We start from the raw sequence: 14,153 nt of genomic DNA on the forward strand, positions 1-14,153 counted from the left end.
GTGCAACAAAATGTTACGCACTCAACGCTGGCCAAATGAGTAGCTTGATACTAGGATGGTACGATAGTGCGCGCCTGCTGGCGCGACCGCCGGAATACTTCTGACAAGACTGACCATGCCTACCACCGATCCACGCGTTGACGCCTACATTGCCAAGTCCGCCGAATTTGCCCAGCCCATCCTGGCGCACCTGCGCGCGGTAGTGCATGCCGCCTGCCCGGAGGTGGAAGAGACCATGAAGTGGAGCTTCCCGCACTTTATGTACAAGGGCATGATGTGCAGCATGGCTGCCTTCAAGGCGCACTGCGCATTCAACTTCTGGAAGGCGGAGCTGATGATGGCGCGCGACGATATCAACCGCGAAGCCATGGGCCATTTCGGCCGCATTGCCGCGGTCAAGGATCTGCCGGCGAAAAAGGTCCTGACCGGCTACATCCGGCAGGCCATGAAACTCAATGACGACGGCGTGTCCGCACCCGCACGCGCCAAGCCGGCAACGCCGCGGCCATTGCAAATTCCCGACGATCTGCATGCCGCGCTGGATGCCGTGCCTGCCGCACGCAGACACTTTGATGCGTTCACTCCCGGCAAACAACGTGAATACGCCGACTGGCTCAACGAGGCGAAGACGGAAACCACGCGCGCGCGCAGACGTGAACAAGCCGTCGAATGGATCGCTGAAGGTAAGTCGAGAAATTGGAAATACGAGAAGTGCTAGTAACTGCGAAACTGCGATGAAACTACTGGCAGTAGCGTGTCAGCGGGGTTTGGGCTGGACGCTAAGGCGCTTAACTGGCGCCGGATACCGCATGCCGGCGCCTGGCATTGCGAGAACGGGATTGCCGCTCAATGCATGGACGCGGTGGACAGATCTTTCAGCTCGCGGATGCTGATATCTGATTTTTCATGCATACGCAGCAGGATCGTCGCACCCACTGCCAACTTCCGGTGCCGGATCTTGCTGATGATCGGTGGCTGAACCTCCAGCACCCGACACAACTCTGCATCGTTCTTCAAGTTCATCTTTTCGATCAAAGTGTCAAGAAGCTTGTTTGGGACAAAACTGGATGGCTCCAGCGCCCGCGCACGATTCATGGCTTCAATCAGTTCCAACTTTTTCTGCCGTACGTTCATGGTTTGCTCCTCCTTTGCTCTAAACGTTAATTAAAGTACGTTTCCCGGCAAGGCTAGCGCCCACACCCTTTCTGGTCTGAATGTGGTACGCGACTCAACATTCTTGATAACCATGCAAGTTAATTTCAATAATACTACGCGCGGTAAAAAAGTGCAGGGTTTAACAAATAAATTATGTTAGTTATTGCTCAAACGGGTTGACATTGTTGTTTCTTGTAACCCGTCCTTAGACAAAAGTAGGATTTTGTCTGTCATTTTTGCCGCATGTTGAGAATGTGTCACCATGATTGCACAGGCGCCGGTGGCTTTTATTTCACGTTGTAACAGGCTGAGGATGGCGTCGGCGGTATCCGGGTCAAGATTACCCGTTGGTTCATCAGCCAGCACCAGCGCCGGGCGGTGCACCAGGGCGCGGGCAATGGCGACCCGCTGCATCTGGCCTCCCGAGATCTGGTGTGGGAAATCATGTTCGCGTCCCCCGAGGCCGACAGCGTCCAGCATCTCTTTCGCGCGGTCGGTTGGCATGCCGTTAAGCAACAACGGCAGCGCTACATTTTGTAACAACGTTAAATGCGGCAGTACATGAAAGGCCTGAAAGATAAAACCCATGCGCGCGCGCCGCAATCGGGTGGCGGCATCGTCGTCGAGGCCGGACATGGCAATGCCGTCGACGATGATCGGCGACAGGCCCGGTTTGCTGTCCGGCACGTCCAGTCCGGCGATCAGATTTAACAATGTCGACTTGCCGACGCCGGAATCGCCCATGATGGAGACAAATTCTCCCGCCTTGAAAGTCCATGACAGTTCATGCAGGACCGGGCGCTCGGCGTAGGATTTGGAAAGTTTGTTGAGTTCGAGCATTATCGTGTGAGTGTGCGGCGGAGGGCGAAGCTGGCGCCATCGACCAGCGCCACCAGCAATAGCATGGCGAGGATGACGGTAGCGGCCAGCGGCATCTGGAACAAAGACAGGTGGTATTTCAGCATCTGGCCCAAACCACCGGCGCCTACCACGCCCAGAATGGCGGCGGCGCGGATGTTGTTCTCCCAGCGGTACAGGGTATAGGACAGCATCTGCGGCAAGGTTTGCGGCAGCGTGGCGTAGAGGAAGGCGCTGGTGGCGCTGGCGCCGTTGGTGCGCAGGCTTTGTTCGGGCAGTGGCGCGGCGTTTTCCAGCGAGTCGGCAAACAGGCGGCCCAGCACACCGGCCGTGTGGGCGGCCAGTGCCAGCGTGCCGCCCAGCGGCCCCAGGCCGGCGGCGATCAGCATGACCGACGCCCATACCAGTTCAGGAATCGAGCGCAGCACATTGAGCAGCGCGCGCATGGCGGCGCGTGGTGCGGCGCCGAAGCGTCCGGAGGCGGGCAGCGAAAACGCCAGGCCGAAGAGTACGGCCAGCAGCGTACCCAGACCGGACATGGCCAGCGTCTCCACGGCGGCCCAGAAGGTTTTGGCAAGGAAGGGCAGGCCCGTCTCTGGCGGCGCGAAACCGCCCAGCAGTTCCAGCGTGCTGTTGACGGCTTCCACCGTGAAGAATTCGCGCCACTTCAGCGGCAGCGTGGCAAAGCTGGCGACAATGAGCGCGGCCAGCATGGCCATCAGCACGATGACGGTCCAGTCGCGGCGCGGCGGCTTGGGCAGGTGCGGATTCATCCCAGCCTCCGGCGCAGCACTTTGGAGAACTGGTCGGCCAGCGCGACCAGCGCGACGAACACCAGCAGCATGGCGGCCACCTCCGACCCCGCCAGCATCTTCATCGATTCGTCCATGCGCTGGCCAAGACCGCCGGCGCCGACGAATCCCATCACCACCGAGCCGCGGATCGCGCACTCCCAGCGGTAGACGGTGTAGGACATAAGCTCCGATGCCGCTTCCGGCAGCGCACCATACAGCAGCGCAGACAGGCGCCCGCTGCCATTGGCGAGCAGCGTATCGCTTGCGTGGGCATCGGAGGACTCGAGGATTTCAGCATAGACCTTGCCCAGCATGCCGCAGTAGGTCAGGGCGATGGCCAGCACGCCGGCTGTCGGCCCCAGGCCGATAATCCGCACAAACAGCAGTGCCCACACCAGTTCCGGCACGGAGCGCAGCAGCACCAGCAGCCAGCGTACCGCCTGCCGCACGGCGCGGGCGGCCGGCCGCATGCGGCCCGTGCCCAGCGCGGATATCGACAGCTGTTCGTTGATGATCAGCGTGGCCGGGATGGCGCCCAGCAGGGCCAGCGTCAGGCCGGCGGTGGCAATGGCGACCGTGTTCCAGGTTTCACGCAGTAGCATGTCGAGGAATTCGGCGCTGTGCGCGGGGACCAGGAAGTCGGCCAGAAAACGTCCGGTTGCACGCAGGCTTTGTTCATCCAGCAGTATCCACGGCTTGAACTCGGTGACCACCAGCGTCGGCCACAGCACCAGCAGCGCGGCGACAATGGCGAGGATGCGGCCGCGCAGGGCGGGGTCGCGGTGTACGGACAACGTGACCATTACAGGCAGGCGCCCACGCCCGGTTTGACGGCCATCGCGTCATCATGCGGCGGTTTGCTGGCGGCGGGCGGTTCGCCCTGATACAGTGCGGCGATCATTTGCGGCGTGACCTGCGCGCGCGGCAGGTCAAATTCGATACGGCCATCGCGCAGTGCGACGATGCGCGGGAAGTGGCTCAGCGCCAGATCCACCTGGTGCAGGCTGCAAATCAGCGTGGCGCCGCGTGCGCCGGCTTCCTCGCGCAAGGTGGTCAGCGTGAGTTCGGACAGTGCCGGATCAAGTGCGGACAGCGGCTCGTCCACCAGCAGCGCCTTGGCCGGCGACAGCAGCAGGCGCGCCAGGCCGCAGCGCTGGCGTTCGCCGCCAGACAGGCGGTCAACCCGGGAATACAGTTTGTCGCCCAGGTTAAAGCGTGACAGCGCCTGCCATGCGGCTTGCGGATCGGCGGGCTTGAACAGCGATGCGAGTGCGCGCCACACCGGCCATTGCGGCAGGCGTGCCGCCAGCACCGCCGTCACCACGCGCTGGCGCGGCGGCAGCGGCGGGGTTTGCGGCGCCAGGAACAACTGCGCGCGCAGGCGATGGCGGGCCGCTTCGCCCAGCGCCCACGGGTCTACGCCGAAGGCCTGAAAGCTGCCTTCGGCCGGCTTATGGGACAGCGAGAGTGTCGCCAGCAGTGTGGTCTTGCCGGCGCCGGAAGGGCCGATCAGGGCCACTTGCTCGCCCTGTTCGATGGTCAGGTCAATCGCTTGCAGCGCGGGTGCTGGCGATGCGCCGAGGTGGCGCACCGTGAGGTTTTGCAGTTGATACGTTGGCATTGCAGACTACTTCAGCAGGCCCGCGTTTCTGGCTGCGGCTTCGATGTTCTTGTAGTTCTCGGCCTTGGTCGGGATGAATTTGGACGCGCGCTGCAGTTCCATGATGGCCTTGTCCTCAGGCTTGCTGGCGTCCAGCGCCAGGAAGGCGTCGCTCAGTTTTTTCTTCAGGTCGGCGTTCATGTCGGTACGCACGGACCAGTTGTAGTCGTAGTAGCCAGGCGTGGTGTAGAACACGCGCACCACGGCGGGATCGACCTTCTTCGCTTCCAGCAGTTTTTCCCACACCGAGATATTCAGCGCGCCTGCATCGACCTTGCCGCCTGCGACCGCTGCGACAGTGGCGTCGTGCGCGCCGGAGAAGGCGATGCGTTTCAGATCGGTGTCCGGGTTGATCTTCGCCTGCAGCAGGTAGTAGCGCGGCATCAGGTGGCCCGAGGTCGAGGATTCGGAGCCGAAGCTCAGGGTTTTGCCCTTGAGGTCATTCAGGCTGTTGATGCTCTTGTTGGTGGTGACGAACACCGAGCGGAATTTTTCATCTTCGGCGCGTTGTACCAGTGGCGTGATGGCGCCCTTGCTGCGCTCATTGGCCTGGACGAAGGTGAAGCCGCCAAACCAGACCATGTCGACTTTTTTATTAATCAGGGCTTCCACCGAGGCGGCGTAGTCGGTCACCGGGGTGAATTCAACCTTCATGCCGATCTTCTTCTCCAGATACTCGCCGAGCGGCTTGAACTTGCGTTGCAGTTCGGTCGGTGCTTCGTCGGGAATGGCCGACACGCGGAACACGTGATCGGCCGACTGTGCATGAGACCAGGAAGCGGCCAGCAGCATGCCGGCAGCGAGTAAGGATCTGAGGGTGAGTTTCATTGTTGTTTGCCCTTTAATGTGAGAAGTCGCACAGAACTTTCGGTACAGCGCTACAAAATAGATATTCGGCTATCATAGCAAAAATCACCTCGGCGGATGGCCACCTACATAAAGGCAGAGCACCGTATGCAAATGTCCCGCACCTCGGCGATCCGTGTTGTTTCGCCCAACGTAAGCAACACGCTGCCGCTGCGGCAGGCCCATGGCAGCGCGGCTGTCATCGCAGAAATCAGCGAGGGATTGCTGGCGTCGTCCGCACACATGTCGCCCAAATTCCTCTACGACGATCTCGGCTCCAAACTGTTCGAGGCGATCTGCGAATTACCTGAGTATTACCCGACCCGTACCGAAGCAAGCATCTTTGCTGCCTATGGCGCCGATATGGCGCATGTGGTGGGGGACGGCGCATCGCTGATCGACCTGGGGGCCGGCAACTGCGCCAAGGCCGCTGCGCTGTTCCCGCTATTGAAGCCGGCGCAGTATGTGCCGGTCGATATCTCGCGTGACTTCCTGCTGGGCGCTGTGAACTCGTTACAACAGCGCTTCCCGCAGATCGAGATGACCGCGCTGGGGCTGGACTTCTCCAACGGCTTTGAATTGCCGGACAGCGTGCGCAGCGAGCGCCGCGTGTTCTTTTATCCCGGTTCCTCGATCGGCAATTTCTCGCCGGAGCAGGCGGTGGGCTTTTTGCGCGGCCTGCGCGCCAATGCCGGCGAGGATGGCGGGCTGCTGATCGGCGTCGATCTGATCAAGGATCACGCCCTGCTGGACGCGGCATATGACGATGCCCTGGGCGTGACCAGCGCGTTCAACCTGAACATGCTGCGCCACCTGAATCATTTGGTCGGTGCGGACTTCGATGTCGACCAATGGCAGCATGTGGCTTTCTTCAATCCCGAGCTAAGCCGCATTGAAATGCATCTGGAAGCGCGTTGTCCGCTGACTGTCACCTGGCGTGGCGGCGAGCGCGATTTCGCCCGTGGCGAACGGATACACACGGAAGACAGCTACAAATACACCCGCCAGTCGTTTGCCACCTTGCTGGAGCGGGCCGGCTTTGCCACCCAGCGCATGTGGACAGACAAGGATCACTGGTTCGCTGTCATTTACGCGCGTGCTATCGGCGATTGAACCATGAACCAGCTACACAATCGCTACACTGCGGTACGCAAACACACGCTGGCATTGGCCGAACCGCTGTCCGATGAGGACTGCGGCGCGCAATCGATGCCGGACGCCAGTCCGATCAAGTGGCATCTGGCGCACACGACGTGGTTTTTTGAGACCTTTATCCTGGAGCGACTTGAGCACGATTTTGCGCCGTTTCATCCGGCGTTCCGCATCCTGTTCAATTCCTATTACAACGGCATCGGCGAGAAGCATCCGCGTCCGCAGCGCGGCTTGCTGACGCGGCCCGGCATGGCGCAGGTGCGCGCCTATCGCGCCGATGTGGATGCGCGTATTGCCCGTCTGCTGGAGAGTGAGGGCGGCGCCGAACTGGAGATACTGATTACACTGGGCTTGCAGCATGAGCAGCAGCATCAGGAGCTGATGCTCACGGACGTCAAGCACCTGCTGGCGCAAAGCCTGCTGCGGCCTGCCTACATGGAAATCCCGTTGCATCCCGCTGCAGCCAGCGCACCGCTGGCGTGGCTGGAATTTGAAGGCGGCCTGACCGAGATCGGCTACGACGGCACAGGCTTCAGCTTCGATAACGAACTGCCACGCCACAAGCAGTATGTGGCGCCATTTGCGCTGGCCTCGCGGCTGGTGACCAATGGCGAGTACCTGGCCTTCATCAACGCTGGCGGCTATTTCAACGCTGCCTTGTGGCTGGCGGAAGGCTGGGACTGGGTACGCGCCCAGAATCTGAAAGCGCCGATTTACTGGTTCCAGGACGAGCAGGGCGCCTGGCAGGAGTTCACGCTCCATGGCGCGCAGCCGCTGGACCTCAATCGCCCAGTCACGCACGTCTCGCTGTTTGAAGCGGATGCTTATGCCAATTGGGCTGGCGCGCGCCTGCCCACTGAAGCCGAATGGGAGTGCGCAGCTGTGCAGGCGCGCGCACCGGTGGAAACCGGATCGCTGCATCCGGCCGGTGTTACCGGCGAGCGTCTGCGGCAGATGTACGGCCACTGCTGGCAGTGGACCAGCAGCAGCTATGCGCCATACCCCGGCTTTGCGGCGGCGGAAGGTGCGCTCGGCGAATACAACGGCAAGTTCATGCTGAACCAGTATGTGCTGCGCGGCTCGTCGTGCGCGACGCCGGAGGGACATGCGCGCGCCAGTTACCGTAACTTCTTCCCGGCTGGCGCGCGCTGGCAATTTACCGGCATCCGGCTGGCTCGCCGTTAAGCCGCACGTCAAGCCATATACCGCACCGGGCGGTTCTCAAACCCTCAATTCTTAGACCCGCGGAACAGACTGACGAATTGATTCAATTCGCCAGCCTGGTCCTGTATCGCGGGCGCCGATCTTGAGATGCGAGAAAATCATTACGGGCTCCTCGTCAATCAAACGAAGAGCCAGCATAACGCGGTATTACGCGGCGATGGCGCCTTTACCTTCGGTCGATTCAGTACGGGCGAGCTGGCGGTTGACGGCGCTGAGCACGGCCTTGAACGAGGCGGTCAGGATGTTGCTGTCGGTGGCCGCGCCAAACAGGGTAGGGCCGTTGGCCAAGCGCAGTTCGACATAGCAGGCTGCCTTGGCGTTGGCGCCGGAGCCAATCGAGTGCTCGTGGTAGTCCATCAGCTTGATGTCCAGGCCCAGCGCATCGACGAAGGCGTCGATCGGGCCGTTGCCGCCGCCTTGCAGCGCCAGTGGTGCGCCACGGTGCATCATGGCGATATCGATTTGCACCGGCTCATCGCTGCTGGTGTCTTCCACCATCTTGTGCGAGCTGTAGGCATAAGGTGAAGTCTGCTCGAAGTACTCCTTGCTGAAGATGTTGTAGATGCCTTCGGCGGTGATTTCCAGGCCGGTCTGGTCGGCCACTGCTTGCACCGCGCGGCTGAATTCAATCTGCAGACGGCGTGGCAGTACCAGGCCGTAATCCTGTTCGAGCAGGTAGGACATGCCGCCCTTGCCCGATTGGCTGTTGACGCGGATGACGGCGTCGTAGCTGCGGCCCAGGTCTTGCGGGTCGATCGGCAGGTAAGGAATCTCCCAGATCGCGCCGGCTTCCTGCTTGGCGAAGCCTTTCTTGATCGCGTCCTGGTGCGAGCCGGAAAAGGCGGTGAATACCAGGTCGCCCACATAAGGGTGGCGTGGATGCACTGGCAGCTGGTTGCACTCTTCCGCTACCTTGCGCACTTCGTCGATGTCGGAGAAGTCCAGGCCAGGATTGACGCCTTGCGTGTAGAGGTTGAGCGCCAGCGTGACCAGGTCGACGTTGCCGGTGCGTTCGCCGTTGCCGAACAGGCAGCCCTCAACGCGGTCGGCGCCGGCCATCACCGCCAATTCCGCCGAAGCGACAGCGGTGCCGCGGTCGTTGTGCGGGTGGACCGAGATGATCAGCGAATCGCGGCGGGTCAGCTTGCGCGACATCCATTCGATCTGGTCGGCGTAGATGTTGGGCGTGCTGCATTCCACCGTCGATGGCAGGTTGATGATCATCTTCTTGTTGGGCGTCGGCTCGAAGATGGCGATGACGGCGTCGCAGATATGCTTGGAGAAGTCCAGCTCCGTGGTGGAGAACGATTCCGGCGTGTATTCGTAGCCCCAGTCGGTGTCCGGGTGCTGTTTGGTCAGCTCTTTCACCAGCTTGGCGCCGCTGGTGGCGATGTTGGTGATCTCTTCGCGCGACATGCCGAACACCACCTTGCGGAATACCGGCGCCACCGAGTTATACAGGTGGACGATGGCGCGCCTGGCGCCGACGCAGGATTCCACGGTACGGCGGATCAGCTCTTCACGCGACTGGGTCAGCACGATGATGGTGACGTCGTCCGGGATGCGGTTCTCGTCAATCAGCTTGCGCACGAAGTCGAAATCGGTCTGCGATGCGGAAGGGAAGCCGACTTCAATCTCTTTCAGGCCGATCTTGATGAGCAGCTCGAACATGCGGATTTTCTTCTCGATGCTCATTGGCTCGATCAGCGCCTGGTTACCGTCGCGCAGGTCGGTGCTCATCCAGATTGGCGGTTTGCTGATAATGGCGTTCGGCCAGGTACGGTCGGTCAACTGGACAGCCGGGAAGGCGCGGTATTTGCTCGCTGGGTTCTGCAACATCATGGTAATGCTCCTGAATTCTGAATTGTGGATGCCGGCGTGGGGGTGCTGGCGCTACTGGGTGTGGCGGAGGGTTGCCGTGCTACCACGGGGCGCTAGGCGCGGCAACCGGTCGGTAGTTTTAGCAGTAGCGTCGACAGCAGACGTGCGCCAGCCGGCATCGCGATCGCATCGCGGGTGCTAGATGGAGCAAGGGAGGCCGTAGTCGTAGAGAGCATCGGTGCAAAACTTTCCTGGATTTTGGAGACTGTGCGGCTTGTGGCCGTCACGAGGGTGCAACAGGGACGCGGATTAAGCGCGTGCTAGTAGGCGCGCTGCTAGCGATAGGGCGCTGGCAGGCGATAGCAGGAAAGCGGATAGGTGCAGATGCGAGATCATGGGCTTTAATGTAAGAGATCGCTGCGTTTGGTGTCAAGGAAATTTTGCGCACAGGACAGCAAGCGCAGGCCGGATCGCCACAAGGCCTCAGTCGCTCAGGGTCCAGCGGCGCGATAGATAGTCCAGCACCAGCGTCCGGTTTCCCAGTGCCGCCATGCCGAGTGTCCCGATCAGACGCATCGGCGCCTGGAAGCTATGTCCCTGACAATACGAGGCAGACACATTGCGCAGCGTCTTGCCCGCTACTTCCAGGCCGTCTTCCAGCGGCCGCTCACCACAGCTGACGGTCTCGCCGCCCGGCCCCGGGAAACTGAAGGTGCTGGTGCCTGCCGACGGCTTGGCGCCTGCTATCAGCGCTTGCCACATGCGGTCGTCACTGGCAACCAGGCCAAAGCGGGCGGCGCCGGTGTCCAGCAAGGCGTAGCCAAGGCCGGTACCGGCATGCCGGATTTCCACCACCGTATGGCCGCCGCCTTCCGCCCAGCTCAGGTATAGCAACGGCTGGGCATCGTGTACCCCGGCCAGCAATGGTTGCTCAGTATAAGCATAGCGGGCCTGGCCCAGGTCCAGCGTCAACGTGCCATTTTCAAACAGCGCATTGCCAACCATGGCGATCGGACCGCCGCCGCAATTGGCTTCCTTGAGTGGCGCCAGATTGGCGGCGTTGGCCGGAATGGCGCGTCGCCGGCCGGCGACGTTCACCTGGGCACGCTCGCCCTTGGCGGCAGCGTCACGCCGCCGCCAGTTCCATTCGCCGTTTGCCCCTGTGTCGAGCTGGACCGTACAAGCAATGCCGTTGACGGACACGGGCAACAGCAATGCCAGACGCTCCGGCGGGCCATCGGTCAAGCTGCCGGAACCCCATTGAAATGGTTGCCAGTCAGGTTCCGCCGCATGGGTGTGAAGGCAAATCAGGGTCAATAAAAACAAAAATATACGCACGCTGCCGTCTTTCTGTAACTAAAGGGGGGAGGGATTATAGCGATTGCGAGGTGTTAATCAATGATTAATTACGAATATTGCAAAAAAACAACATGCTGCATGGGAAAATTGGATGAAACGACGAATTAATATTCAAATAAGATTGACACATTGAAAATTGATAAATAGTATGCGCCCGCAAATTATATAAAAAATAATTGGCAGGGGCGGTTGCGTGCTTTTATATTGCACGCGCCGCGTATTTATTTCGATATAAAGGTAGGAAATGAACGATAAGCTGCTCAATACGCAGTCCATTTCGTCGCAGCTGGATTTCGACGAATATGGGGGATTCAAACTCACCGAAGTGCTGGATGCATCAGTACTGGAAGCCATTGGTGGTGGTGCGGACAAGCCGAAAGAACCGGGAGACAAGTTCCAGCTCCTGTGTCAAGAGGTCAATAAATGCCCGGTTAATGTCTGTCCTGGTGGCGGCAAACCCACTCCGGAACCGAAGCCAAATCCAACCCCTGAAAAACCGCCGGAGAAACCGAAGGATGAGGATGGCGACGAAGGTTCGTGATTTTACCTTTTCAAAATTTAAGTTAATTAAAACCAGGAATTAATATGAATGATAAGCTGATTAATACAACGCGTATTACTACGCAGCTCGAATTTGATGATCACGGCGGTTTCAAGCTGGTCGAAGTGCTGGATCAGGAAGTGTTGGAAGCCATTGGTGGTGGGGATATCGTGATTCCTACGCCGAAACTGCCGAACGCGCAGGTGCTGTGTTCGACCAAAAACGAATGCCCTACCAACTACTGTGATCCGAAACCTGAACCGAAACAGGATCCTAAACCGAAGCCAGATCCTAAACCGGACCCATCGAAGGAAAAGTCGAAGGCGGCTGACGAAGACGGCGACGAAGGCTAATTAGTCCCTGGCCGGCCCGGCACCTCCCTATACCGGACCGGCCAACGTATCGATCACAACTTATTCCATCATTCCCATGACTGACAGCAACCGCAGCGCCTTACTCCCGACGTTGGACCCCCGACGGTTGGAGTTGATACTTTATCCGACTGAGCAATGTAATTTCCGTTGCACCTATTGCTATGAAGACTTTCTTTTAGGCAAAATGTCGCCCGCGGTCATCAGCGGCGTCAAGCGCCTGATCAGCGAGCGCCTTAGCACGATTCAATTACTGGAACTGTCCTGGTTTGGCGGCGAGCCGCTGGCAGCCAAGGATGTCATGTATGAACTGTGCGACTACGCCCAGGCCGAGTGCGCCCGCCAGGGCGTGCAGCTGGCCGGGCAGATCACCACCAACGGCTATTTCCTGGATGTCGAGACGGCACGCCGGCTGCAAGGCTATGGCCAGGGCACTTACCAGATCTCGATTGATGGTTATGGCGCTGCGCATGACCGCACACGCAAGTTGATGTCCGGCGGCGGTACCTTTGACCGCATCTGGTCCAATATGCTCGCCTTGCGCGATTCGGATATCCAGTTCCATATCCTGTTCCGTATCCACCTGACTACCGACAACCTGGCATCAATGGAAGAGCTGGGGCACGTCATGCGCAAAGAGTTCCTGCACGATCCCCGTTTCGCGGTCTTCCTCAAGACGATTGAGAACCTGGGCAACGACGCTGCGAAACCGATCATGATACCGAAAGAAGAGCGTGAAGCTGCCTACCGGCGTCTCGCCATTGCGTTCGGTCTGGCGGCGCCGGATGCCGCTGCGGATGCTGAAGTGGTTGTCTCGTCCAAAGAGGCGGCAGCCAGTGCAGCCGCCACCTCGATGGCAGAGCCGGAACAGGCGCCGGCGCCGCGCGCCGCCAGACCGCTGCCGACGGTGTGCTATGCGGCGCGGCCCAATTCCCTGGCGATCCGCGCCAACGGCAAGGTACAGAAGTGCACCGTGCTGATGCATGACGAACGTAACCATTTGGGCGACCTCAGCGAGAACGGCACGATGAAGCTCGACCGCGACAAGATGGCGTACTGGATGCGCGGCTATGACTCGCTCGATGCCGGCGAGTTGAAATGCCCCGCCAACGGCGCGCCACCAGCTGCCACCACCCGAAAAACCATACCGATCTCCGTGGCCGCCTGAGCGACCGCTTACCCATTTCAAGGAAGTCTCAACCATGTCTATGCACTTCACCTTGTCGCGCGACAGCTTTGCCGCCGACTATCTGGAGAAAAACTATTTGCTGATGCGCGGCGCGCTGCGCAATGCGCCGTTCTCGCTGGAGGACGTTGATCAGGTGCTGCACGCCACGGAGCCATGTGCGCCCTTCCTTAAAATGCATGACGGCAGCGGCATCGTGGCGGAGGAGCGCTTTGTCGAACTGTATAACGATCTCGGTTCAACCCGCCGCCGCATCATGAAGCCGGCGTTCTACGGCATGCTGCGCGGCGGCGCGACACTGATCCTGAACCGGGTTGACGCGCGCCATCAGCTGATCCGTTCCTTATGCCTGGATGTCTCCAAGCTCACCGGCCAGCATACGCTGGCCAACGGCTACCTGGCCTGTGGCGAGCGGCCATCGTTTGGCAAGCACTGGGATTGCCATGACGTCTTTGCCATGCAGCTCACGGGGCGCAAACGCTGGCAGTTGTACCGTCCGACCTTTGACTTGCCATTGGCGGGTCAGACCAGCAAGGACTGCAAGGCCGATTGTCCGCCTGAGCCGGTGCTCGACGTGATCCTGGAAACCGGCGACATCCTCTATATTCCGCGCGGCTGGTGGCACTGCGCCACACCGGTAGGCGAACCCACCTTCCACGTCGCGGTCGGGGTGCATCCGGCCTCGATCAAAGACTACTTCAGCTGGGTGTGTGAAGAAAAACTGCCGGAGCTGCTGAGCTGCCGCCGCAGCCTCGGCTTCGACCATGGCAATGCCGAGCTGGTGCGCGCTGCCGCGCGCGAAGCGCTGGCCATGCTGGAGGCACCGGCGTATCTTGAGGAATACCTGGGACTGATCGCCAATTCGGATCGCGTCCAAAGCCCGTTCAAGCTGGACGATGCGCTGGGCAATGGTGCGCAACTGGCCAGCGATACGGTGGTCCGCTTGAACACGGTGTATCCACGCCAGTCCGAACATGCGGATAGTTTGCGCAAGCTGGTGGTCAATGGTGCTGCCCTGGAGCTGCCTGAAGATGAGGGGCGGGTGCTGGCGCGGCTGGCGCCGCAGGCTGGGGTCCGCGTCGACGAGCTGCAGGCTGGTTTGGCTGGCGTCGATGTGGCGCAAGTGGTGCGCCGCCTGATGGTGCGCGATGTGGTGCAGCTGCAAACGGCTGTGCGTTAACGGAGC

General features: G+C 60.3%; 15 protein-coding genes. 7 read left to right on the forward strand and 8 right to left on the reverse strand.

The window, feature by feature from the left end; translation table 11 throughout:
- Positions 1-115: 115 nt before the first annotated feature.
- Positions 116-718, forward strand: a complete 603-nt coding sequence (locus BUA36_RS17510) for a YdeI/OmpD-associated family protein (protein WP_072786582.1) — start codon at positions 116-118, stop codon at positions 716-718.
- A gap of 128 nt (positions 719-846) precedes the next feature.
- Here the strand turns inward: BUA36_RS17510 and BUA36_RS17515 are convergent, their stop codons facing one another.
- The 6 genes from BUA36_RS17515 to BUA36_RS17540 form a co-directional block, all read right to left on the reverse strand.
- Complete coding sequence (locus BUA36_RS17515; RefSeq protein WP_008447145.1) at positions 847-1,134, reverse strand: hypothetical protein; 288 nt, start codon at positions 1,132-1,134, stop codon at positions 847-849.
- Positions 1,135-1,311: 177 nt separating this feature from the next.
- Positions 1,312-1,995 carry an ABC transporter ATP-binding protein gene (locus BUA36_RS17520; protein ID WP_072786584.1) on the reverse strand — a complete coding sequence of 228 codons (684 nt, stop codon included), beginning with the start codon at positions 1,993-1,995 and terminating at the stop codon, positions 1,312-1,314.
- Positions 1,995-2,786 (reverse strand): phosphonate ABC transporter, permease protein PhnE, encoded by a 792-nt coding sequence (gene phnE, locus BUA36_RS17525; protein WP_072786586.1) that lies wholly within the window; start codon positions 2,784-2,786, stop codon positions 1,995-1,997. Before phnE ends, BUA36_RS17520 begins: the two co-directional genes overlap by 1 nt.
- The gene (locus tag BUA36_RS17530) at positions 2,783-3,610 is read right to left on the reverse strand and encodes a PhnE/PtxC family ABC transporter permease (RefSeq protein ID WP_072786588.1); all 828 of its coding nucleotides are present in this window, start codon (positions 3,608-3,610) and stop codon (positions 2,783-2,785) included. The genes phnE and BUA36_RS17530 overlap by 4 nt, the downstream gene beginning before the upstream one ends.
- The gene (locus BUA36_RS17535) at positions 3,610-4,428 is read right to left on the reverse strand and encodes a phosphonate ABC transporter ATP-binding protein (RefSeq protein ID WP_072786590.1); all 819 of its coding nucleotides are present in this window, start codon (positions 4,426-4,428) and stop codon (positions 3,610-3,612) included. Before BUA36_RS17535 ends, BUA36_RS17530 begins: the two co-directional genes overlap by 1 nt.
- 6 nt (positions 4,429-4,434) lie before the next feature.
- Positions 4,435-5,295: a putative selenate ABC transporter substrate-binding protein gene (locus BUA36_RS17540; protein WP_072786592.1), complete on the reverse strand. Its 861-nt coding sequence runs from the start codon at positions 5,293-5,295 to the stop codon at positions 4,435-4,437.
- Positions 5,296-5,421: 126 nt separating this feature from the next.
- Between BUA36_RS17540 and egtD the strand changes: the two genes are divergently transcribed.
- Positions 5,422-6,426 carry an L-histidine N(alpha)-methyltransferase gene (egtD, locus tag BUA36_RS17545; RefSeq protein WP_084560216.1) on the forward strand — a complete coding sequence of 335 codons (1,005 nt, stop codon included), beginning with the start codon at positions 5,422-5,424 and terminating at the stop codon, positions 6,424-6,426.
- Between the two features lie 3 nt (positions 6,427-6,429).
- Positions 6,430-7,650 carry an ergothioneine biosynthesis protein EgtB gene (egtB, locus tag BUA36_RS17550; RefSeq protein WP_072786594.1) on the forward strand — a complete coding sequence of 407 codons (1,221 nt, stop codon included), beginning with the start codon at positions 6,430-6,432 and terminating at the stop codon, positions 7,648-7,650.
- A gap of 186 nt (positions 7,651-7,836) precedes the next feature.
- Here the strand turns inward: egtB and leuA are convergent, their stop codons facing one another.
- Both leuA and BUA36_RS17560 read right to left on the reverse strand, forming a co-directional pair.
- Positions 7,837-9,531, reverse strand: a complete 1,695-nt coding sequence (gene leuA, locus BUA36_RS17555) for a 2-isopropylmalate synthase (RefSeq protein WP_072786596.1) — start codon at positions 9,529-9,531, stop codon at positions 7,837-7,839.
- A 462-nt stretch (positions 9,532-9,993) separates the two neighbouring features.
- Positions 9,994-10,755 carry a hypothetical protein gene (locus BUA36_RS17560; RefSeq protein WP_072786598.1) on the reverse strand — a complete coding sequence of 254 codons (762 nt, stop codon included), beginning with the start codon at positions 10,753-10,755 and terminating at the stop codon, positions 9,994-9,996.
- A gap of 358 nt (positions 10,756-11,113) precedes the next feature.
- On the opposite strand from BUA36_RS17560, the gene BUA36_RS17565 reads away from it, so the two are divergent.
- The 4 genes from BUA36_RS17565 (at position 11,114) to BUA36_RS17580 (ending at position 14,147) form a co-directional block, all read left to right on the forward strand.
- The gene (locus BUA36_RS17565; RefSeq protein ID WP_072786600.1) at positions 11,114-11,410 is read left to right on the forward strand and encodes a hypothetical protein; all 297 of its coding nucleotides are present in this window, start codon (positions 11,114-11,116) and stop codon (positions 11,408-11,410) included.
- A gap of 44 nt (positions 11,411-11,454) precedes the next feature.
- Positions 11,455-11,763 (forward strand): hypothetical protein, encoded by a 309-nt coding sequence (locus BUA36_RS17570; RefSeq protein WP_072786601.1) that lies wholly within the window; start codon positions 11,455-11,457, stop codon positions 11,761-11,763.
- A gap of 76 nt (positions 11,764-11,839) precedes the next feature.
- Positions 11,840-12,949 (forward strand): radical SAM protein, encoded by a 1,110-nt coding sequence (locus BUA36_RS17575; protein WP_072786603.1) that lies wholly within the window; start codon positions 11,840-11,842, stop codon positions 12,947-12,949.
- 34 nt (positions 12,950-12,983) lie between these two features.
- Positions 12,984-14,147, forward strand: a complete 1,164-nt coding sequence (locus BUA36_RS17580) for a cupin domain-containing protein (protein ID WP_084560217.1) — start codon at positions 12,984-12,986, stop codon at positions 14,145-14,147.
- The last annotated feature ends 6 nt before the right edge of the window (positions 14,148-14,153 follow it).

This window comes from Duganella sacchari, from assembly GCF_900143065.1.
Taxonomy (GTDB): Bacteria; Pseudomonadota; Gammaproteobacteria; order Burkholderiales; family Burkholderiaceae_D; genus Rugamonas; species Rugamonas sacchari.